The 21053-nt window shown below is 55.3% G+C and carries 18 protein-coding genes; 6 read left to right on the top strand and 12 right to left on the bottom strand.

Annotation, left to right across the window (positions count from 1 at the left end):
- Window positions 1–17: 17 nt before the first annotated feature.
- Window positions 18–281 carry a GrxA family glutaredoxin gene (locus tag P2R09_RS02350; protein ID WP_003849263.1) on the top strand — a complete coding sequence of 88 codons (264 nt, stop codon included), beginning with the start codon at window positions 18–20 and terminating at the stop codon, window positions 279–281.
- An 88-nt stretch (window positions 282–369) separates the two neighbouring features.
- Here the strand turns inward: P2R09_RS02350 and ybjM are convergent, their stop codons facing one another.
- Window positions 370–735: an inner membrane protein YbjM gene (gene ybjM / locus P2R09_RS02345; protein ID WP_275766767.1), complete on the bottom strand. Its 366-nt coding sequence runs from the start codon at window positions 733–735 to the stop codon at window positions 370–372.
- Window positions 736–993: 258 nt separating this feature from the next.
- On the opposite strand from ybjM, the gene P2R09_RS02340 reads away from it, so the two are divergent.
- Window positions 994–2682 carry an aspartate:alanine antiporter gene (locus tag P2R09_RS02340; RefSeq protein ID WP_090962679.1) on the top strand — a complete coding sequence of 563 codons (1689 nt, stop codon included), beginning with the start codon at window positions 994–996 and terminating at the stop codon, window positions 2680–2682.
- A gap of 303 nt (window positions 2683–2985) precedes the next feature.
- The gene (gene ybjG / locus P2R09_RS02335; RefSeq protein WP_039661079.1) at window positions 2986–3591 is read left to right on the top strand and encodes an undecaprenyl-diphosphate phosphatase; all 606 of its coding nucleotides are present in this window, start codon (window positions 2986–2988) and stop codon (window positions 3589–3591) included.
- 416 nt (window positions 3592–4007) lie between these two features.
- Here ybjG and P2R09_RS02330 read toward each other — a convergent pair whose 3' ends face one another.
- Window positions 4008–5210: a serine hydrolase gene (locus P2R09_RS02330; protein ID WP_039659304.1), complete on the bottom strand. Its 1203-nt coding sequence runs from the start codon at window positions 5208–5210 to the stop codon at window positions 4008–4010.
- A 272-nt stretch (window positions 5211–5482) separates the two neighbouring features.
- Between P2R09_RS02330 and P2R09_RS02325 the strand changes: the two genes are divergently transcribed.
- The gene (locus tag P2R09_RS02325; RefSeq protein WP_275766762.1) at window positions 5483–6139 is read left to right on the top strand and encodes an HAD family hydrolase; all 657 of its coding nucleotides are present in this window, start codon (window positions 5483–5485) and stop codon (window positions 6137–6139) included.
- 147 nt (window positions 6140–6286) lie between these two features.
- Here P2R09_RS02325 and P2R09_RS02320 read toward each other — a convergent pair whose 3' ends face one another.
- The 8 genes from P2R09_RS02320 to P2R09_RS02285 form a co-directional block, all read right to left on the bottom strand.
- Window positions 6287–7423 carry a PQQ-dependent sugar dehydrogenase gene (locus tag P2R09_RS02320; protein WP_275766759.1) on the bottom strand — a complete coding sequence of 379 codons (1137 nt, stop codon included), beginning with the start codon at window positions 7421–7423 and terminating at the stop codon, window positions 6287–6289.
- A gap of 118 nt (window positions 7424–7541) precedes the next feature.
- Window positions 7542–8177: a carbonic anhydrase gene (locus P2R09_RS02315; RefSeq protein WP_003852320.1), complete on the bottom strand. Its 636-nt coding sequence runs from the start codon at window positions 8175–8177 to the stop codon at window positions 7542–7544.
- A 398-nt stretch (window positions 8178–8575) separates the two neighbouring features.
- A complete protein-coding gene (locus tag P2R09_RS02310) occupies window positions 8576–9025 on the bottom strand; it encodes a DUF4385 domain-containing protein (RefSeq protein ID WP_003852318.1) in 450 nt (149 codons plus the stop codon).
- Entirely contained in the window at window positions 9022–9927 is a 906-nt protein-coding gene (gsiD, locus tag P2R09_RS02305) for a glutathione ABC transporter permease GsiD (protein ID WP_275766754.1), read from the bottom strand. The genes P2R09_RS02310 and gsiD overlap by 4 nt, the downstream gene beginning before the upstream one ends.
- A complete protein-coding gene (gene gsiC / locus P2R09_RS02300; RefSeq protein ID WP_140033575.1) occupies window positions 9924–10853 on the bottom strand; it encodes a glutathione ABC transporter permease GsiC in 930 nt (309 codons plus the stop codon). The genes gsiD and gsiC overlap by 4 nt, the downstream gene beginning before the upstream one ends.
- 46 nt (window positions 10854–10899) lie before the next feature.
- Entirely contained in the window at window positions 10900–12435 is a 1536-nt protein-coding gene (gsiB, locus tag P2R09_RS02295) for a glutathione ABC transporter substrate-binding protein GsiB (RefSeq protein ID WP_275766751.1), read from the bottom strand.
- 54 nt (window positions 12436–12489) lie between these two features.
- Window positions 12490–14346 carry a dipeptide ABC transporter ATP-binding protein gene (locus tag P2R09_RS02290; protein ID WP_275766749.1) on the bottom strand — a complete coding sequence of 619 codons (1857 nt, stop codon included), beginning with the start codon at window positions 14344–14346 and terminating at the stop codon, window positions 12490–12492.
- A 9-nt stretch (window positions 14347–14355) separates the two neighbouring features.
- A complete protein-coding gene (locus tag P2R09_RS02285; protein ID WP_275766747.1) occupies window positions 14356–15315 on the bottom strand; it encodes an isoaspartyl peptidase/L-asparaginase in 960 nt (319 codons plus the stop codon).
- Between the two features lie 256 nt (window positions 15316–15571).
- On the opposite strand from P2R09_RS02285, the gene moeA reads away from it, so the two are divergent.
- Together moeA and moeB are read left to right on the top strand one after the other, a co-directional pair.
- Window positions 15572–16807: a molybdopterin molybdotransferase MoeA gene (gene moeA / locus P2R09_RS02280; RefSeq protein ID WP_275766745.1), complete on the top strand. Its 1236-nt coding sequence runs from the start codon at window positions 15572–15574 to the stop codon at window positions 16805–16807.
- The gene (moeB, locus tag P2R09_RS02275; protein WP_275766742.1) at window positions 16808–17560 is read left to right on the top strand and encodes a molybdopterin-synthase adenylyltransferase MoeB; all 753 of its coding nucleotides are present in this window, start codon (window positions 16808–16810) and stop codon (window positions 17558–17560) included.
- 953 nt (window positions 17561–18513) lie between these two features.
- Here the strand turns inward: moeB and P2R09_RS02270 are convergent.
- Both P2R09_RS02270 and P2R09_RS02265 read right to left on the bottom strand, forming a co-directional pair.
- Window positions 18514–20106, bottom strand: coding sequence for an ABC-F family ATPase (locus P2R09_RS02270; protein WP_275766740.1), 1593 nt, complete (start codon window positions 20104–20106; stop codon window positions 18514–18516).
- Between the two features lie 178 nt (window positions 20107–20284).
- The gene (locus P2R09_RS02265; protein ID WP_003850507.1) at window positions 20285–20686 is read right to left on the bottom strand and encodes an H-NS family nucleoid-associated regulatory protein; all 402 of its coding nucleotides are present in this window, start codon (window positions 20684–20686) and stop codon (window positions 20285–20287) included.
- Between the last annotated feature and the right edge of the window lie 367 nt (window positions 20687–21053).

Here is a 21053-nt window from a genome sequence, read left to right as displayed (position 1 = left end):
GCTGCAAGGAGTTCTTTATGATTGCTGTTATTTTTGGTCGTCCGGGCTGTCCTTACTGTGTACGTGCCCACGAACTGGCCGACAAACTGACCGCTGAGCGCGATGATTTTAGCTACCAGTACGTTGATATTAATGCAGAAGGCATTACAAAAGCCGATCTGGAAGCCAGCGCCGGTAAACCGGTCAGCACCGTCCCACAGATTTTCGTGGACGAAAAACACATCGGTGGCTACACCGAGTTCGCTGCATGGACTAAAGAGAATCTGGGATTTGTCGCGTAAGCGCAGAGGGCCGGAATGAAAAAGGCGAGGCAGAAAATTCTGCCTCGCCTTTTTTGCTCTCTGGCTGTCGGAAATCAAACGGCACCCTTCAGTTGAGTGACGCCATGACAATCTGCATCAATCGCACCAGCAATGCCCCGCAACCTGCCCAGAACAGTGCGCTCAGGCTCCAGGCCACTAAAAAGAATCCGCTGCTGTAGATAAACAGGCTGTTGTTTAACAGCAGTGCTGCCAGTAACGTTCCCCAGAGTCCCATCAGCAGCGTGCTTTTTAGCGGGCTTTCCACCTGCATCAACGCCATCACAATACCGGGCAACATAAAGAGCAGTAATTCGGGCTGACCACGAAGCGGGCCGGGACCGACTTGCCAGAAACGACAGGTAAAAACAAACACCAGACTATACAACACCACGCCGCACAGGCGGGTTGTCCAGAGATAAGAGCGCTGCGGCATACTACCCCACTGATTAAAAATAACCCCGACAATAACCTGCTGATATCCCTGATGCGTTCAGATGGAAATAAAAAGAAACAGTTCGTTGTGGCAACGAATGAAAACAGCCAATGGCTGAGAAAGATAATTGTGATTAGAATAGCGCCGCGGTAAAAGTTCCATTTACAGCGTTGATACAACAGAACCTCAACGGCCTGCTCACGATAACGAAAAACAGGCTACTCTTCAATAGCTTACATGTAAACAAGAAGTTAAACAGTGAATATTAACGTCGCAGGATTGTTAAGCGGAAATGACATTTTGTTATTATTTGTCGTTTTAGCGCTTGGCCTTTGTCTGGGTAAGTTGCGTCTTGGCTCAGTTCAGCTGGGAAATTCGATTGGCGTATTAGTCGTTTCGCTCTTATTAGGCCAGCAACACTTCACGATCAATACCGATGCATTGAGCCTGGGCTTTATGCTGTTTATTTTTTGTGTCGGCGTCGAAGCCGGCCCCAACTTTTTTTCCATTTTCTTCCGCGACGGCAAAAATTATTTCATGCTCGCCATCGTCATGGTGGTCAGCGCACTGCTGCTGGCGCTGGGGCTGGGCAAACTCTTTGGCTGGGATATTGGTCTCACCGCTGGCATGCTGGCCGGTTCGATGACCTCAACGCCGGTACTGGTCGGCGCGGGTGATACCCTGCGGCAAAGCATCACCGATCCAAAGCAGCTCGCTCTCATGCAGGATCAGCTGAGCCTCGGCTATGCCGTGACTTATCTGATTGGCCTGGTGAGTCTGATTTTTGGCGCACGCTACCTGCCCCGTCTGCAACATCAGGATCTGCCCACCTGCGCCCAGCAAATTGCCCGCGAACGCGGTCTGGATGCGGACAGCCAGCGCAAAGTCTTTCTTCCCGTCATTCGCGCCTATCGCGTGGGTGCGGAACTGGTGGCGTGGAGCGGGGGCAAAAACCTGCGTGAACTGGGCATCTATCGTCAGACCGGTTGTTACATTGAGCGCATTCGCCGCAACGGTATCCTCGCCAGTCCCGATGGTGATGCGGTGCTGCAACTGGGTGATGATATCTCACTGGTGGGCTATCCCGATGCCCATGCCCGGCTCGACCCCAGCTTTCGTAATGGTAAAGAGGTGTTTGACCGCGATCTGCTGGATATGCGCATCGTTACCGAAGAGATCGTGGTGAAGAACCATAATGCGGTAAACAAGCGCCTCAGTAAGTTAAACCTCACCGACCACGGCTGTTTCCTTAATCGGGTAATACGCAGTCAGATTGAGATGCCGATTGATGACAGCATTATGCTGAACAAAGGTGATGTGCTGCAGGTCAGCGGTGAGGCACGACGGGTCAAAAGTGTGGCAGATCGCATTGGTTTCATCGCGATTCACAGTCAGATGACCGATCTTTTAGCTTTCTGCGCCTTCTTTATCGTGGGTCTGATGATTGGCCTGATTACTTTCCAGTTCAGCAATTTCAGTTTTGGTATTGGTAACGCAGCGGGTCTGCTGTTCGCCGGTATCATGCTCGGCTTCCTCCGTGCCAACCATCCGACCTTTGGTTATATTCCGCAGGGCGCGCTGACGATGGTGAAAGAGTTCGGGCTGATGGTGTTTATGGCGGGAGTGGGATTAAGCGCTGGCAGCGGCATTAATCACGGCCTGAGCAGTGACGGTGCCCTGATGCTCCTTTGCGGCCTTCTGGTGAGCCTGATTCCGGTGATCATCTGCTATCTGTTTGGTGCCTATGTGTTGCGGATGAACCGCGCCTTGCTGTTTGGTGCCATCATGGGCGCGCGAACCTGTGCACCGGCCATGGAAATTATCAGTGATACCGCACGCAGCAATATTCCGGCGCTGGGGTATGCCGGAACCTATGCCATTGCCAACGTTTTGCTCACGCTGGCGGGGACGCTGATTGTGATCATCTGGCCAATTTTGCCTTTATAAAATTTTTTTGCCTGCGTCCAGAACTTTATAGTTAAGCGATAGTCATAATAAGTGCCACTGCTTTTCTTTGAAATCCCCAAATTGTGGAGCCCGCTGGTCTTTTTCCCGGCGGGTTTTTTTATGCCCTTTTTTCCTCCATGCGCCACTCACCAGCACCACAAACAGACCCGAAACGGTCATAAAACTTAAACAGTTGTGCAACTCATTATCAGATTCAGAGCCTTTCCGTAGACGAATTGCGTCTTAAAAAGCAGGATGGTGCGCTGTTAAATTAGCTATTTGTGCTGAGGAATGTATCCCGAAATGGAAGAGCTGAACCACTCACTGTTTACTGCCATCAATGCCACTCCGGCGTCACCCGCCTGGTTAATACACCTCGCGACCTTTATTGCCAAAGACCTGATTGCCATTGTGCCGCTGTTAATTGTGGCGATGTGGCTCTGGGGACCGCGCGATCAGGTTTCTTCACAACGGGCGCTGGTTCTGAAAACCGGTATGGCGCTGATTTATGCGCTGGCAATCTCCTGGTGTGTCGGCCATCTGCTGCCGCATCCCCGCCCTTTTGCCATTGGTTACGGCTATCAGTTCCTGCACCACGCCGCCGATGACTCCTATCCCAGCGATCACGGCACCACGATTTTCACCTTTGCGCTGGCCTTTATCTTCTGGCATCGCCTCTGGTCGGGCGTAGTGCTGATGATAGCGGGTTGCGCTATCGCCTGGTCGCGGGTCTACCTGGGCGTTCACTGGCCAATGGATATGCTGGGTGGGTTCCTGGTGGGTCTGCTGAGTTGCCTGGCGTCTCATCTGGCGTGGCAGTTCTATGGCGAGCGGATGCTGGCGGTGATCAACCCGCTCTATCGGGCGCTGTTTGCCGTGCCGATTCGTAAGGGCTGGACGCAGGATTAAAAAGGGGCTTGTTAGCGTCCCTGAGATTGCTGACAAAGTCTGGACTGGTTGCTGTAAGACTGAGCCTGCACAGGAAACACGGTCAGATCGCAAAGACGCAAAAACTGCCATCCATGGCTCGCTCGGCCCGCGCGATTACGCCCCTCATCCCTGAGGGGCGCCCGTAAACGGGCCAACGCGTTGCGTTGTTCAAAACGCTCCCGGCGTTTTTAGTACGCCCCTCATCCCTGAGGGGCGCCCGTAAACGGGCCAACGCGTTGCGTTGTTCAAAAACGCTCCCGGCGTTTTTGTCCATGGCGCGGGACGCTTTCCTCCTTTGACCGTGTTCCCTGCACGTTAAGCTAATTCATTGCTGCCAGATGCATCCTGATTTGGGTTTGCCAGCAGTCTGAGGGACGCCTCAGCGTCCCTCAGACTTATGAAAACCACTTCCCGAACCAGCCGTTGAATTTCATCATCACGAAATCAATCATCCGGCTGAAGAAGCCGCCTTCCGGCACATCCTGCAGCACCACCAGCGGACGCTGCTCAATCGTTTTGCCATCCAGCTGGAAGTCGATGGTGCCGACCACCTGATTCTTCTTCAGCGGCGCTTCAAGCTGCGGCGCATTGAGTTTGAAACTCGCCTTCAGGTTCTTCATCTGCCCTTTTGGAATGGTCAGTGCGGCATCTTTCGCCACACCCAGATTCACCTGACTCTTGTCACCAAACCAGACCCGCTGCTGCGCAAACGGCGCATCCGCTTTTATCGGCGTTACTGTTTCAAAGAAACGGAACCCCCACGTCAGCAGCTTTTCACTTTCACGAAAACGAATCGCATCGCTGGCGGTGCCGAGCACTACAGAGATCAGACGCATATCGCCCTCGGTCGCCGAAGCCACCAGGTTATTACCGGCACCAGAGGTGTGGCCGGTTTTAACGCCATCTACCTTGAGGTTAGTGCTCCACAACAGACGGTTGCGGTTGATCTGGCGAATATTGTTAAAGGTAAACTCTTTCTCTTTATTCAGGGCGTACTCTTCAGGCACATCGCGGATCAGCGCCTGCGCAATCAGCGCCATATCCCGCGCAGTGCTGTACTGCCCTTCTGCATCCAGACCATGCACCGTCATAAAGTGGGTGTTCTGCAGTCCCAGCGCCTTCACGTAGTTGTTCATCAGGCCGATGAACGAATCCTGACTGCCTGCCACATAATCCGCCAGCGCGATACAGGCATCATTACCGGACTGAATCACAATCCCTTTATTCAGCTCATGCACCGGAATGCGGTCGCCAGGCTTGAGAAACATCAGCGAAGAGCCGCGCAGCTTAGGATTGCCAGTCGCCCAGGCATCCTGTCCGACGGTGACCAGATCATCCGGTTTAATTTTGCCTGCTTTAATTGCCTGACCCACTACGTAGCTCGTCATCATCTTAGTCAGACTGGCAGGATCGAGACGCTGATCGGCACTGGATTCAGTCAGCACTTTACCGCTGGCGTAGTCGATCAGAATCCACGCTTTAGCATCAATGCCGGGCGCGGCGGGAGCCTGCTCAGCAAAAACGCTGATGGGGGCAAGAATCAGTAATGAGGTGGCAGCAAAGTGCCGCAGGCGAGATGAGAAGCGAGTGTTTGTCATGAGCTTGGCCGGATTGTCCTTGTTAAATCGAAATTCCAGGGGCAGAAAATTCTCACTCAAACGCTACCCCCTGACGGCAGTGAAAAAAACCGCCGAATCGTAAAGTTTTTTAGAGTTTAGTAGAGTAACCCTGGCATAAACGCCGCGCGCGTGCCCCTTTTTTCCGATTCTGTCGCCACCAAAACTGCGTGAAATTCCGATTTTTCGCAGAAGAGTTAAGCCCGTCACAAATATCAGCTAACCTGAACGCCAGTCAGCCGAGGAGACCGACCATGGACTTAGCCCTTTTTGATCTTGATGAAACACTCATTTGTGAAGACAGCACCAGCCTGTGGCTGCGCTGGCTGGTATCACAGGGATTTGCTCCCAGCGAACTGATTGATCAGGAACAGGCATTAATGAATCAGTACTATGCCGGTACGCTGTCGATTGAAGAGTACATGAATAAGACGCTCTCACCGCTGGCGGGCATGGCGACGCTGACCGTTGAAGGCTGGGTGCGTCGCTTCATTCAGCGCGACATCCTGCCTCGTGTCTATCCGGCCGCCCGCGAGCGGATCGAATGGCATCGGGCGCGCGGCGACCGGGTAATGATCATCTCTGCCAGCGGCGAGCATCTGGTGGTGCCGATTGCTGAGAAACTCGGAGCCTGCGGCGCGCTGGCGATTGGTGTTGAAATCGTGGACGAGCGTTACAGCGGCAACACCTACGGCACCATGACCTACAAAGAGGGTAAAGTGACCCGACTGGGTGACTGGAAAGCGCTGCAGCAGCAGGAGCACTTTGAACGCACCTGGGCCTACAGTGACTCAATGAACGACCTGCCGCTCCTGGAGCAGGCCGATCATGCCCATGTCATCAACCCGGATGAGCAGCTACACCAGGAAGCGTTAAACCGTGGGTGGCAGGTTTATCACTGGGCTCGCTGATTCAGCGCCGGGTCCATCGGGCGTAATTTTTGCAGACAGCCTGGGCACGGACAGCGCTGAACAACCGGAACGCACACGAAGTACGCGAGGGTTGTGAGCAGAGCCAGGTGCAGACTGAAAAATTAACTCACCTGATGGACAAGGCTTTTAGCCGCGGGATGCGCCAGCGTCCTGCGCTAATCCCACTCTCAACAGCTTGCCATTGGCCTCATCGGTCAGCACATAGAGATAGCCATCCGGCCCCTGTCGCACATCACGAATCCGCGCACCCTGCTCACCCAGCAGACGCTGCTCTTCCACCACTTTCTCGCCATTAAGACTCAGACGAATCAGGTTTTTCTCTTTCAGAGCGCCAATGAACAGCGAGTTTTTCCACTGCGGAAAACGGGCGCTGTTATAAAACGCCATGCCGCTGATGGCCGGAGAAACCTTCCAGTGGTACAGCGGCTGTTCGGTGCCTGCGACATGGGTGCCCTTTGACTCCGGCACGTTATCGCCGCTGTAGTCAATGCCGTACGTCGCCAGCGGCCAGCCGAAGTTCTTGCCCCGGGCCATGATATTCACTTCATCGCCGCCTCGCGGGCCATGCTCATTTTCCCATATCATGCCGGTCCAGGGATTAAGCGCCAGTCCCTGCGGATTACGCAGACCATAGGCCCAGATTTCTGGCCGGGCGCCGGGCTTTTTCACAAACGGGTTATCGTCCGGCACGCTGCCATCAGCGTTGAGCCGCAGCAGTTTGCCCTGAAGCTTATCGAGGTCCTGCGCCGCGCTGCTGACAAAATTATCGCCGAAGGCAATCCAGAGATAACCCTGGGTATCAAAGGCCAGCCGGGTGCCGATATTGTTGCCGCTGGAGAGCATCGGCGTCTGCCGAATCACCTCACGAAAATCGCTGAGCTGCCGGTTATCCTGGCTCAGCGTCCCGACGCCCACTACCGTGCCCGCTTTGCCGCTGCTGTTCGCTTCGGTGTAGCTGAACCACACGCGACGGCTGGTCGCAAAATCGGGTGCCAGCACCACGTCCAGTAAACCACTCTGCCGTGCTGCCCAGACTGTCGGTACCCCTTTGATTGGCTGCGACAGACCGCTCTCCGGACTCCAGCTGCGCAACTGTCCGCTACGTTCAGTAATCAGCAGGGTTTTGTTGTCGGGGAGAAAGGCAACGGACCATGGATGTTGTAACTTATCCTGTAATACCTCAACTTTCACGTCAGCGGCAAACAGCGGCGAAGCGCAGAATAGCGCGCTACTCAGCAGCAGAGCGGTCGAAAAACGGGACATAGGGATCTCCTGACGGGATGGCGTGACCTTAAGCGTAGTCATCCGTCGCGGGGTGAACCTGAGGATTTACAAAAGATTAAACAGGAAACCCGCTGCAGGACGCAGCGGGTGAAAGGCATTACTCGAAACAGGTATCCGGATTATCCGACAGGGTGATGAACTGCTTGCCACCCTGGGTCAGCGCCATAATGGTGCCGCTTTCGATATCGTAGACCCAGCCGTGCAGACGCAGCTTGCCATTACGCAGGGCAACCGAGACCGACGGATGGGTTTTCATGTTGTTGAGCTGGGCGATAACGTTCTCTTTGACCATTTCGTTCAGCTTCTTCTCAGGCGAGTCATACTGACGCTGCTCAACCACCGCTTTTGCCGCATCGGCGTAACGCAGCCAGTGCTCAACCGCTGGCATGGTATCCATGCAGGCGCAGGAGGCGATGGCATTCATGGCACCACAGTTAGAGTGACCACAGATGATGATGTCGGAGACACCCAGCGCGACAACCGCATATTCGATAGTGGCAGAGACACCGCCTGGCTCCGGGCCGAATGAGGGAACGATGTTGCCCGCATTGCGGATAACGAACAGCTCTCCTGGCTCCTGCTGTGTTACCAGTTCAGGCACCAGACGGCTGTCTGAACAGGAGATGAACAGCGCTTTCGGATTTTGATTTGACGCCAGGCTTTTGAAAAGATCCTTCCTTTCAGGAAACACATTCTGCTGGAAATTCAGAAATCCGTTGATGATCTCTTTCATTATTTAGCTCTCACATTATCCATTTCATTACCTGAGGAGCATAGCCTCCTCAGTGGGGTTTGCTGGTTTATTATTAATTAAAACAAGTGAATATCAACCCGAGTTTTGCAGTCAGCCCTGGACCATCGCCACTGTCAGCGTTTCGCTTATCGGCCAGCCAGAGGCATCCTGGTTGATTTCTTTTTATAGCACGGGAAGTTACTGGAAAAGGTAACGTTTGATCTGGCTGCTTTTTTTGCCTGAGATCGCGCTCCGCTTTTACGCGTTTTTTCACTACTTTACGCACGATATAGCAGGTGGACGTACTCTCACTTTTACGTCAGCGGATGTGGCACACGCTGGAGGGCCGCCTGCACCGCAATGCTGCGCGACAGGCCGCCGGGGGGGGGAATCAGCACTCAGCCATACTGTTGCTGATGCGCTTTTTTACGTTTCAGATAGTCCTCATCTTCCCGAAGTTTATCCCAGTACGCTTTGAAAATGGCCGCAGCAGCGGCTTTCTCTTCGTTGACGCCGCGCGGCAGCTCTTTGCCATCTGCGTCATATTTGCGTCCGCCTTTATGGTTGCTGTAGCGACGCGCACGGGTATACCCCATCTGGATAAATTTGCGCGCCATATCCATGCCGACAAAATCATCCTGACGCCGGTAATCCTCAAACAGCGCCATGATTTTCTCAGCCGACTCTTCAGCAATGGGGACGGTACGAAAACGCCAGTGCGGCAAAATTTCGCTCTTATAAGGCTCGACCATCAGCACACCCTGTTCGCCTCGCCCGACCTGATAACGCTCGGGATGCTGGCGGAAATCAATCGTGCTGAAGTCCTGATCATAATCGAAAGGTTTCATCTCTTTAGTTTAGGATCAAGTGCGTCACGCAGCCCGTCTCCCAGTAAATTAAATGCCAGAACCGTGAAGAAAATGGCCAGACTGGGGAAAATCGCTACATGAGGCGCAATCACCATGTCGGCCCGCGCCTCATTCAGCATCGCGCCCCACTCCGGTGTGGGCGGTTGTGCGCCCAGCCCCAGAAACGACAGGCTGGCAGCGGTGATGATGGAGGTGCCGACCCGCATGGTGAAATAGACCACAATCGGCGATACCGTACCGGGCAGGATATGCCGCATCAGAATGGTCCAGTCAGACGCGCCAATACTGCGTGCAGACTCAATATAGGTCTGATGCTTCAGCACCAGCGTATTCCCGCGCACCAGGCGGGCAAAGGCCGGAATACTGAAGATAGCTACCGCCACAATCACATTGCTCATGCCGCTGCCCATGATCGCCACCACCGCAATCGCCAGCAGGATGCCGGGAAACGCGAACAGCACGTCACAGATGCGCATGGTAATGCGGTCCCACCAGCCTTCGTAATACCCGGCAAGCAGCCCAAACAGCGTGCCAATCAATGCGCCGATCACCACCGAGAAGAAACCGGCAATCAGGGAAATACGCGTCCCGACCAGCACCCGGCTGAAAATATCACGACCCAGCGAATCGACGCCGAACAGGTGCAACAGCGAGGGGCCCTCATTGAGCCGGTCATAATCGAAGTAGTTCTCTGCGTCGAACGGCGCAATCCACGGAGCGATAACCGCCAGCACAATCAGCACCAGTACAAACGCGCCGGCCAGCAGCGCCACCGGCTGCTGCCGGAAACGTCGCCAGAACTCACGCCATGGCGTACGAACCCGGTTCTCCGCAATCAGCGGCATCGTTTTCAGGGCCGCCTCACGTCGCCAGTTTTTCATCGCGACTCCTTAAAGCGAATAGCGGGATTGATCACCGCATAGAGCATGTCGACAAACAGATTGATCAGAATAAACTCCAGTGAAAACAGCAGCACCTCAGCCTGAATAACCGGATAGTCGCGCATCGCCACCGAGTCGACCAGCAGACGGCCCAGTCCCGGCCAGTTAAACACCACTTCGACCACGATCGATCCCCCCAGCAGGAAACCAAACTGCAGCCCCATCATGGTGACCACTGGAATCATCGCGTTGCGCAGGCCATGTTTCACCACCACCAGTGACTCGCGTACCCCTTTAGCCCTGGCGGTGCGCATGTAATCTTCCTGCATCACCTCCACGAACGACGCGCGGGTAAAGCGTGCCATTACCGCCGCCACCGCCGCACCTAAGGTGATTGAGGGCAGAATGTAATGTTTCCAGCTGTCAGCACCGACGGTTGGCAGCCAGCCCAGCTCCACCGAGAAGACCTGCATCAGCAGCATGCCCAGCGCAAAGGCGGGAAACGAGATGCCCGATACCGCCAGCGTCATCCCTAGCCTGTCAGGCCAGCGGTTGCGCCAGACAGCCGAAACGATGCCGATGGTCATGCCAAAAATCACCGCCCAGATCATGCTGGCCAGCGTCAGCCACAGGGTCGGCATAAAGCGCGAGGCGATCTCATCCGCAACCGGCCGCTTCGAGACCATCGACTGGCCGAAATCGCCCTGCAGCGCATTCAGTATAAAGTGCCAGAACTGTTGCGGCAGCGGCTGATCCAACCCCAGTTCCTGACGCACCAGCGCCACCACGGAGGCATCAGCTTCCGGCCCGGCAATCAGGCGTGCGGGATCGCCCGGCAGCATATGAACAAACAGGAACACCAGCACCGCCACTATCAGCAGCGTTGGAATCAGCCCCAACAGTCGTTTAAGAAAATAGTTAAACATGCAACATCCTGCAGCTGCGGCCAGCCATACAGGCTGGCCGGCTCCGTTACTTCAGAGTGGCCTCATCAAAATTGAATGAGGTATCGGGCATCACATAAAAACCGCTGAGGTTTTTGCTGTTGGCAGAAACCAGCTGCTCCACCACCAGCGGGATCCACGGATGGTCCTGCCAGATGGTGTCCTGCGCATCTTTATACAAGCGCGCTTTCTCTGCACGGTCAGTGGTTTTCAGCGCATCGGCCAGATCTTTATCCACCTTAGGATTGCTGTAAAACGCCGTGTTAAAGATCGCCGGTGGCCTGGCTGCGGTAGCAAACAGTGGCGTCAGCGCCCAATCTGCTTCGCCCGTTGAAGCGGACCAGCCGGTGTAGAACATCCGCACGCCGCTCTCTTTCTGGCCCTTGCCTTCCACTTCTGCGGCACGCTGGCCCGCATCCATCGCCGTGACTTTTACCTTCACGCCAACCTGCGCCAGTTGCTGCTGAGTGAACTGCAACACTTTCTGCGCGGTGCTGTGGTTATGTGACGACCAGAGCGTAGTTTCAAACCCGTTCGGATAACCCGCCTCTTTCAGCAACGCACGGGCTTTGGCTGGATCGTAGCTGATGGGCGGATAGGTCTGCGCAAAGTCGACGGCAGGCGGCACGATGCCGGTAGCGGGCGTGGCGTAACCGGAGAAAGCCACTTTCGCCAGCGCCTGACGGTTGATCGCATATTCCAGCGCCTCACGTACCTTCGGGTTGTCGAACGGCTTCTGAGTGACGTTGAGGCTGATGTAACGCTGCATAATGGAAGGTGAAGTCACCACATTCAGCTTGCTGTTTTTTTCCAGCAGTTTCACCTGCTCATAAGGCACCGGGAAGGCAAAGTTTGCTTCGCCAGTCTGCAGCATCGCCGCACGGGTGTTGTTGTCCACCACCGGACGCCAGGTGATGCTGTCCAGCTTCGGATAGCCCGGCTTCCAGTAACCGTCCCACTTCTTCACTTTCACAAAATCGGTCTGGTTCCAGGTTTCAAACACAAACGGGCCGGTTCCTACCGGATGGAAACCGATCTCTTTGCCATATTTTTTCAGTGCGGCAGGCGAAATCATCGCCGCCGCCGGATGGGCCAGGTTGTTGATAAAGGCAGAGAACGGCTCTTTCAGCGTCACTTTTACCGTGGTCGGATCCACGACTTCCGTACTGGCGATGCGTTTAAACAGATTGTAGCGCTTGAGATGGTTATCCGGGTTGCTGGCACGATCGAGGTTGACCTTGACCGCTTCCGCATTGAAATCCGTGCCATCCTGGAACTTCACGCCAGGACGCAGCTTGATGGTATACGTCAGGCCGTTGGCGCTGGCCTGATAGCTCTCTGCCAGCACGTTAGTCAGTTTCATATCCTTATCGAAGCCAAACAGACCCTGATAGAAGGATTTCGCGACCGCCTGCGATAGCGTGTCGTTGGCGTCATAGGGATCGAGTGTGGTGAAGTTAGACGCGACGGCAATCACCGCATCCTGTGCTGCCCAGGCGGGCAATGTCATTGCGCTGCTTAACACGCCAGCTGCCAGTAACCCTTTACGCATCGTCATCTGCATCTTGTTCTCCTGTAATCCCTGTCGGGTTGGTCGCCGGGGCGACATTGTCACTGTTCAGGTCGCGCTGATAACATGGCGGGCGACGAAATGGCCAGGAGCCACCTCCATCAGCGGCGCCACTTCAGGCTCATCCCCTAACGCATGGATCGGGCTGGGGATCTCATCGACCAGTAAGGCGCGTTCACGACGCCGGTGAGCCGGATCGGCGACCGGCACCGCTGCCATGAGTTTTCGGGTGTAGGGATGCTGAGGCTGTTCAAACACCGCCTGACGCGGCCCCATCTCGACAATCTGACCGAGATACATCACCGCCACGCGGTGGCTGATACGCTCCACCACCGCCATATCGTGGGAAATAAACAGGAAGGCGATGCCAAACTCGCGCTGAAGGTCGAGCATCAGATTAATAATCTGCGCCTGAATCGACACATCCAGCGCCGAGACGGACTCGTCGGCAATCACCACTTTGGGGTTCAGCGCCAGCGCGCGGGCTATACAGATGCGCTGACGCTGCCCGCCAGAAAACTCATGCGGATAACGCTGAGCATGTTCCGGCAGCAGTCCCACTTTATCCAGCAACCAGGCAACGCGCTGCTCCGCCTCGCGACGCGGCATCGCCTTGTGGACCAGCAGCGGCTCCATAATGGAGAAGCCGACCGTCAGCCGGGGATCCAGCGAGGCGTAGGGATCCTGGAAGATAAACTGAATATCACGCCGCAGATGGGCCAGCGCGGCACCGGAGAGATGATCTATTCGCTGGCCGTCAAACGTCAGCGTGCCGCCCTGACTGGCCACCAGCTTCAGCAGCGAGCGGCCGGTGGTCGATTTACCACAGCCAGACTCCCCCACCAGTGCCAGCGTCTCACCGGCATAGAGATCAAAACTGACTTTTTCGACGGCATGAACCCGGCTTTTAACCCGATTCAGCAAACCACCGCGAATATCAAAGCGGGTGACCAGGTCGCGCACCTGCAAGATCGGCGGCTGCAGGCGGCGTACCGTATCCTGCGGCACATCATCAACGGCATCACTGTGCAGCAAGGGGAATTTGGCGGGCAAAGGCTGTCCCTGCATCGAGCCGAGCTTTGGCACCGCCGCCAGCAGCGCCTGGGTATAGGGCTGCTGTGGTGCGCTGAACAGCTCGGCGACCGGAGCATTTTCCACCACTTCGCCGCGATACATCACCTGAACCCGGTCGGCCATTTCGGCGACCACGCCCATATCGTGAGTGATAAAAATCACCCCCATCTGCATCTCTTTTTGCAGCACGCGGATGAGCTGCAGAATCTGCGCCTGAATGGTGACGTCAAGCGCGGTGGTCGGTTCATCGGCAATCAGTAACGCCGGCTTGCAGCAGAGCGCCATCGCAATCATCACGCGCTGGCGCATCCCACCCGACAACTGATGCGGAAAGCGGGATAAGACATTCTGCGCATCGGGAATGCGCACCAGATCCAGCATCCGGCGCGCCTCTGCCAGCGCCCCGGCGTGGCTCAGGCCCTGGTGCAGACGAATGGATTCGGCAATCTGCTCGCCTACTGAGAAGACCGGATTCAGTGAGGTCATCGGCTCCTGAAAGATCATCGCCATATCCGCGCCGCGCACCCGGCGCATCTGACCTTTTGAGGCGTGCATCAGATCCAGCACGTCGCCGTTGCGACGGCGCAATTGCACTTCTCCGCTAACGATTCCGCCCGCCTGCTCAATCAGTCTCATCAGCGCCAGCGAGGTGACCGATTTCCCCGAACCTGACTCCCCCACCAGCGCCAGCGTTTCGCCCCGAAACAGATCGAGTGACAAATGACGCACTGCATGCGTGACGGTGTCTTCGTGCTGAAAACGCACATTGAGATCGCGCACCGCGAGTACCTGTTCAGGGGCCAGCGGCGGTAACGTTTGCCTGTCGCTCATCACTGCTCCTTAACTTTCGCGATATATCGCGACGTCCGCCGCTTCGCCGACCCGCCCAACACCCCGATACATGCCTTCGCTATTAAACGGCAGCGCCACGTTGCCTGCACGATCCACCGCAATCAGCCCGCCGCTGCCGCCCAGTTCCAGCACGCTGTCATGAATGACGTTAACCGTAGCCTGCTGCAGCGAACGTCCGGCGTAGCGCATCTGCGCAGCCACATCGTAGGCCGCCACCGTACGCATAAAGACTTCACCGGTGCCGGTACAGGAGACGGCCACGCTGTCGTTGCTGGCGTAGCAGCCCGCACCCGGTAGCGGTGAGTCGCCGACCCGCCCGGCCTGTTTATTGGTCATACCGCCCGTTGAGGTGGCTGCAGCCAGGTTGCCAGCCAGATCCAGCGCGACGGCACCTACCGTGCCGAACTTACGGTCTGGATCGAGCGGGTCGTCGCTGTGCGCAGCACCATCGTGGTCCAGTACCGTGGTATCGCTGTTGAGCGCGCGCTGCAACTGCTCCCAGCGTTCCGGCGTTGAGAAGTAATCTTGTGCAACCATTTCCAGCCCGTTCGCTACGGCAAACTGCTCTGCACCCTCGCCGATAAACAGCACATGCTCGCTTTTTTCCAGCACGGCACGTGCCGCCAGCACCGGATTACGCACCCGCGTCACGCCCGCGACCGCGCCCACATCCAGCGTACGCCCATCCATGATGCAGGCATCAAGTTCATGAGTGCCCTGATGGGTGAACACCGCGCCTTTACCAGCGTTGAACAGCGGACACTCCTCCAGCAGTCGCACGGCCTCGGTCACCGCATCCAGTGCGCTGCCACCCTGAGCCAGTATCTGCTGACCCTGAGTAACAATATCGTGTAGCGCCTGACGATAGCGTTGTTCTTTTTCAGCGCTCATTGCTGCGCGCGAAATCGCACCCGCGCCGCCGTGAATGGCGATCACTGCATTGACCATAACGCTTTACCCTGTGGTTGCATCAGGACGAAAAACACTGATTTAAAATGGTTTTCACCCATTTTGGGTGATTTTTGACTATAGAAAGCCTGCTAAGTGTTGTAAAGCGGAAACTGTTCCTGTGGTTATAACCTTTTCTTACCACCCTGATTCATTTTTGTCATAACAACCAGCGCGTCTGACCGACACCGATGTGACTCAACGGCTAATCCGACTCATAATAGGCAGCATCTGAGTTAACCAGGCTGGACTGTTTATGGAAAGTTTTACTGCAGGTTTGATCTCCCTTGAGGAGGCGCAACAAAAAATGCTGTCACAGCTGACGCCCGTTACCGACTCACTGAGCGTGTCGCTGGCCGACGCGGTCGGCCGCATCACGGCAAAAGCCGTCACCTCCCCGATCGCCGTGCCGCCCTTTGATAACTCTGCGATGGATGGCTACGCCGTCAGGCTGGCCGATGTCAGCAGCGGCCAGCCGTTACCCGTAGCGGGCAAAGCCTTTGCGGGCGCGCCGTTCAGCGGTGAGTGGCCGCAAGGCAGCGTGATTCGTATCATGACAGGTGCCCCAGTGCCCGCAGGCTGTGAAGCGGTGGTGATGCAGGAACAGACCGAATCTCAGGGCGATGCGATTGTGATTACCGCGTCCGTGCGTCCAGGACAAAACATCCGCCTGACCGGCGACGATATTCAGCCGGGTCATGTGGTGCTGGAAGCGGGAACACGTCTGGGTGCCGCCGAGCTGCCGCTGCTGGCTTCACTGGGTATCGTGCAGGTGAGCGTGCTACGTAAACTGCGGGTCGCTATCTTCTCCACCGGTGATGAGCTTCAGCCGGTCGGTGAGCCGCTGGCAGAGGGCCAGATTTACGACACTAACCGTTTTGCGGTCTCGCTGATGCTGCATAAGCTCAACTGTGAAGTCATCGACCTTGGCATCATCAAAGATGATCCTGCTGCCCTTCGCGCCGCATTTGAGGAAGCCGATCGGCAGGCGGATGTGGTGATCAGCACCGGCGGCGTCTCGGTCGGCGAAGCGGACTTCACTAAAAATATGCTGGAAGAGCTGGGCGCGATTAGTTTCTGGAAACTGGCGATTAAGCCTGGCAAGCCATTTGCCTTTGGTCGTCTTAACAGCAGCTGGTTCTGCGGTCTGCCCGGCAATCCGGTCTCCGCCGCCGTCACCTTCTATCAGCTGGTACAGCCGCTGCTTGCCACCCTTACCGGCCAGCAAAAATCCGCCTTGCCGCCCCGTCAGAAAGTGCGCAGTGCCTCGCGACTGAAAAAGTCGCCGGGCCGCCTCGACTTCCAGCGCGGCATCCTGCGCCAGAACGCACAGGGTGATCTGGAGGTGGAGACGACCGGAATGCAGGGTTCACACGTCTTCAGCTCTTTTGCCCAGGCGAACTGTTTCATCGTGCTGGAACGTGAACGCGGAAACGTTGAGCCGGGCGAATGGGTTGAGGTTGAACCGTTCAACACCCTGCTGGAGGCATAAATGCTGCCTGAATTAAGCGATGAGGAGATACTGCGCTACAACCGGCAGATTGTCCTGCGCGGCTTTGATTTCGACGGTCAGGAGCGGCTTAAAGCGAGTCATGCGCTGGTCGTCGGGATGGGCGGACTCGGCTGCGCCGCCGCGCCCTATCTGGCGTCTGCGGGCGTCGGCAACCTGACACTGCTCGACTTCGATACCGTGTCGCACTCTAATCTGCAACGGCAGATTCTGCACCATGACGTGGATACTGGCCGCGCCAAAGTGGACTCCGCCGCGCAAAGCCTGGCCGCTATCAATCCGCACTGCCAGCTGCATCCGGTCAATGGACAGCTGGACGACGCAGCGCTGCTGGCGTTGATTGGCCGGCAGCAGGTGGTGCTGGATTGCACCGACAATGTTGCGGTGCGTGAGCAGCTTAACCGGCTCTGTCGGCAGCAGCGGGTGCCACTGGTCTCAGGCGCCGCAATTCGGATGGAAGGTCAGATCAGCGTATTTAACTGGCAGCCCGGCACGCCCTGCTATCGCTGCATCAGCCGCCTGTTTGGCGAACAGACCCTGAGTTGCGTGGAAGCGGGCGTCATGGCCCCGCTGGTTGGCGTCATTGGTGCAATGCAGGCGATGGAAGGGATTAAAGTACTGACCGCCTTTGGCACACCCGCCACCAGCCGGTTGCTGATGTACGATGCGATGAGCGCGGAGTTCCGCAGCATGAAAGTCGCGCAGGACGCGCACTGTGAAGTGTGTGGCGGTTGAGATTAACCTTCTGCAGATATCCGTTCGCAGACCGCTTAAAACTTAAAGCGAAGGGAGCACACACCTGTAGCAAAGCTTAGCGGGCAAGAGACAAAAACGCCGGGAGCGTTTTTTGAACAACGCAACGCGTTGGCCCGGTTTCGGGCGCACCTCAGGGATGAGGTGCGTAATCGCCCGCGCTGAGCATGCCAGGGATGGGGTCTTTTGTGTCTTTGCGAAAGGCGTATGCTCCTGAAGCCCGCTCAGCTGATAAGAGTGTGAATGCTTAGCGATCAGATTAAGATCTGCTTCAGGAACACGGGCAGATCGGAAAGTCGCTTAAACCATCCATGGATGCTCGGCCCACGCCGTCCATGGCGTGGGACGCTTTCCTCCTCTGCCCGTGTTCCCTCCGCCTTGAGTTTATGCGCTGCTGTCAGATGCACCTGGCTTTGAACCTGTCAGTCGTCTGAAGCGCCCATGTAAGTACCTGATGCGTTTGCCAGACGTGAAGCGAAAGGAGCATACGCCTGTAGCAAAGCATCGCGGGCAAGGGACAAAAACGCCGGGTGCATTTTTTGAACAACGCAACGCGTTGGCCCGGTGACGGGCGCACCTCAGGGATGAGGTGCGTAATCGCCCGCGCTGAGCATGACAGGGATGGGGTCTTTTGTGTCTTTGCGAAACGCGTATGCTCCCTGGAGTCTGCGCTGTTGTGACGTTTTACCTGCTCAGGAAACACGGTCAGATCGGAAAGTCGCTTAAACCATCCCTGGACGCTCGGCCCACGCCGTCCATGGCGTGGGACGCTTTCCTCCTCTGCCCGTGTTCCCTCCGCCTTGAGCATTTGCGCTGCTGTCAGATAACCTATGAGCGTGGCATTCAGCCCAACCCACACCCTCTGACAATCAATAAGCATACAGCTCTCTCATCAGCACCAAAAAAACGGGGTGGCCTGCGCCACCCCGTTTTTATCAGACGATACCCTGACTGCGCAGGTAATCTTCGTAATTACCGGTGAAGTCCACCACCTTGTCTGCTTTCAGCTCAATCACGCGGGTTGCCAGCGAGCTGACAAATTCGCGGTCGTGTGAAACAAACACCAGCGTGCCTTCATACATCTCCAGCGCCATATTGAGTGATTCAATCGACTCCATATCCAGGTGGTTGGTCGGCTCATCCATAATCAGAATGTTCGGTTTTTCCATCATCAGCTTACCGAACAGCATACGCCCCTTCTCACCACCCGAAAGCACTTTCGCCGGCTTCTTAATATCATCCTGCGAAAACAGCAGACGACCCAGAATACCGCGAATGGTCTGCTCATCATCGCCAGGCTGTTTCCACTGACTCATCCAGTCAAATACTGTCAGGTCATTGGCAAAATCATCGGCGTGATCCTGAGCGTAATAACCAATACGTGCGTTCTCTGACCATTTAACCGTGCCATTATCTGGCGTAAGCTGACCCACCAGCGATTTCAACAGCGTCGACTTACCAATACCGTTGGCACCGATGACCGCCAGCTTCTCACCGACTTCCAGCAGCAGATTTAAATTCTTAAACAGCGGACCGTTATCAAAGCCTTTCGTTAAACCTTCCACTTCCAGCGCATTACGGAACAACTTCTTGTCCTGCTCAAAGCGGATAAATGGGTTCTGACGACTGGAAGCTTTCACTTCATCCAGTTTAATTTTATCCATCTGCTTTGCGCGTGATGTCGCCTGACGAGATTTAGAGGCGTTAGCACTAAAACGACTGACGAACGATTGTAAGTCAGCAATCTGCGCTTTCTTCTTCGCGTTATCTGATAACAGACGTTCACGTGCCTGCGTTGCAGCGGTCATATATTCGTCATAATTACCGGAATAAACCCGCAGCTCGCCATAATCCAAATCGGCCATGTGAGTGCAGACCATATTAAGGAAATGACGGTCATGCGAAATGATAATCATGGTGCTGTCACGCTCGTTCAGCACCTGCTCCAGCCAGCGAATAGTATCGATGTCCAGGTTGTTCGTCGGTTCGTCGAGTAACAAAATATCGGGATTTGAAAACAGCGCCTGCGCCAGCAACACACGCAATTTAAAGCCCGGCGCAATTTCGCTCATCGGGCCGTAATGTTGCTCAACCGGAATACCCACGCCGAGCAATAACTCACCGGCACGAGACTCGGCGCTATAGCCGTCCATCTCACCGTAGAGCGCTTCAAGATCGCCGACTTTATACCCCTCTTCTTCGCTCATCTCGGGCAAAGAATAAATATGGTCGCGCTCCTGCTTCACTTCCCATAATTCATGGTGACCCATGATTACGGTGTCCAGTACGCTGAATTCTTCAAAGGCAAACTGATCCTGACGCAGCTTACCGATACGCTCATTAGGATCGTAAGAGACGTTGCCGCCTGAAGGCACCAGATCGCCACCCAAAATCTTCATGAAGGTGGATTTTCCGCTGCCGTTCGCACCGATTAAACCGTAACGATTACCGCCGCCAAATTTAACGGAGATATTTTCGAACAGTGGCTTGCTGCCAAACTGCATGGTGATATTGCTGCTAACTAACACGGCATTGACCTTTGTGAAGAGAATGGATGAAAAAACGGCGGCTATTATGCCAGATGTGACGCAGCGCACGCCAGCGTCAGGCGTGGATTACTGGCGGGGTGATTGATATCCCGGCAGAAATAAAAAAGCCGGAGGGCCATATTGGCCCCCCGGCTCCCACTTACAAGGATTGTGTTGATCAATCGATCAGGAAACTGTCCAGGCTTTTACCGGAATCCAGCGCTTTTTTAATCGCTGCCGGGGTACGGCCCTGGCCAGTCCAGGATTTCTGCTCACCATTTTCGTCGGTGTAAGAATATTTAGCCGGACGCGGCGCACGCTTAGTGCGTTTTTTTCCGCTCTCCAGCGCGCCTAGTAATTCATTAGGATCGATGCCGTCAGCCAGCAGCATTTCGCGATATTTAGACAGTTTTTCTTCTTTTTCGCGATTCTGCGTCTCTTCCGCTTCTGCTTCTTCGCGGCGTTCAGTAACGACTACCGTTAATTTTTCCAGGATCTCTTCAAGATCGGTCAGTGGCAGTTCACGAGCCTGGGCACGTAATGTGCGAATATTGTTCAGTACCTTAAATGCGTCACTCATCACAATGTCCTTGATTAAGGGGGGTTAATAAAACTGTAGCGCCAAGACTACCTAATTCAAATAAAAAAATAAATTATTTTTACGCTACAGATAATTCCTAAGTTTTAATTTCAGTTAAAATCTTACTATTAAATTGGCAGTGGCTGGTGATTTATTAACGCTGAATTAACAACAAATCGCCCTTTTACTCAACCGATGAAAACGATTTCAGCCTCATTATACCGGCAACAGGCGTTAACGTTTTTCGCTAAACGCGCACTACAGCGCGTCATTAATTGCGATTGAAGGTTCGTTGATAGCTGATTAAACGCGTGCCCTGATTGAGATCTCTGTCACACCAGCTTACAGATCATGCCTGAAAAACCGC

The organism is Pantoea sp. Cr_R13 (genome assembly GCF_029222565.1).
Lineage (GTDB): Bacteria > Pseudomonadota > Gammaproteobacteria > Enterobacterales > Enterobacteriaceae > Pantoea > Pantoea eucalypti.
Note: the sequence above shows the minus strand (reverse complement) of the source record. Positions and strands in the feature narration are given on the sequence as shown.

Excerpts from the sequence above, each read along its gene's own strand:
- ybjG (WP_039661079.1), top strand. The coding sequence starts at position 2,986 with ATGGAAGAGCTGAACCACTCACTGTTTACTGCCATCAATGCCACTCCG.
- moeA (WP_275766745.1), top strand. The coding sequence starts at position 15,572 with ATGGAAAGTTTTACTGCAGGTTTGATCTCCCTTGAGGAGGCGCAACAA.
- P2R09_RS02290 (WP_275766749.1), bottom strand. The coding sequence starts at position 14,346 with ATGAGCGACAGGCAAACGTTACCGCCGCTGGCCCCTGAACAGGTACTC.
- P2R09_RS02320 (WP_275766759.1), bottom strand. The coding sequence starts at position 7,423 with ATGTCCCGTTTTTCGACCGCTCTGCTGCTGAGTAGCGCGCTATTCTGC.
- P2R09_RS02350 (WP_003849263.1), top strand. The coding sequence starts at position 18 with ATGATTGCTGTTATTTTTGGTCGTCCGGGCTGTCCTTACTGTGTACGT.
- P2R09_RS02325 (WP_275766762.1), top strand. The coding sequence starts at position 5,483 with ATGGACTTAGCCCTTTTTGATCTTGATGAAACACTCATTTGTGAAGAC.
- P2R09_RS02330 (WP_039659304.1), bottom strand. The coding sequence starts at position 5,210 with ATGACAAACACTCGCTTCTCATCTCGCCTGCGGCACTTTGCTGCCACC.
- gsiC (WP_140033575.1), bottom strand. The coding sequence starts at position 10,853 with ATGTTTAACTATTTTCTTAAACGACTGTTGGGGCTGATTCCAACGCTG.
- ybjM (WP_275766767.1), bottom strand. The coding sequence starts at position 735 with ATGCCGCAGCGCTCTTATCTCTGGACAACCCGCCTGTGCGGCGTGGTG.
- P2R09_RS02315 (WP_003852320.1), bottom strand. The coding sequence starts at position 8,177 with ATGAAAGAGATCATCAACGGATTTCTGAATTTCCAGCAGAATGTGTTT.
- P2R09_RS02285 (WP_275766747.1), bottom strand. The coding sequence starts at position 15,315 with ATGGTCAATGCAGTGATCGCCATTCACGGCGGCGCGGGTGCGATTTCG.
- moeB (WP_275766742.1), top strand. The coding sequence starts at position 16,808 with ATGCTGCCTGAATTAAGCGATGAGGAGATACTGCGCTACAACCGGCAG.
- gsiB (WP_275766751.1), bottom strand. The coding sequence starts at position 12,435 with ATGCAGATGACGATGCGTAAAGGGTTACTGGCAGCTGGCGTGTTAAGC.
- gsiD (WP_275766754.1), bottom strand. The coding sequence starts at position 9,927 with ATGAAAAACTGGCGACGTGAGGCGGCCCTGAAAACGATGCCGCTGATT.
- P2R09_RS02265 (WP_003850507.1), bottom strand. The coding sequence starts at position 20,686 with ATGAGTGACGCATTTAAGGTACTGAACAATATTCGCACATTACGTGCC.
- P2R09_RS02310 (WP_003852318.1), bottom strand. The coding sequence starts at position 9,025 with ATGAAACCTTTCGATTATGATCAGGACTTCAGCACGATTGATTTCCGC.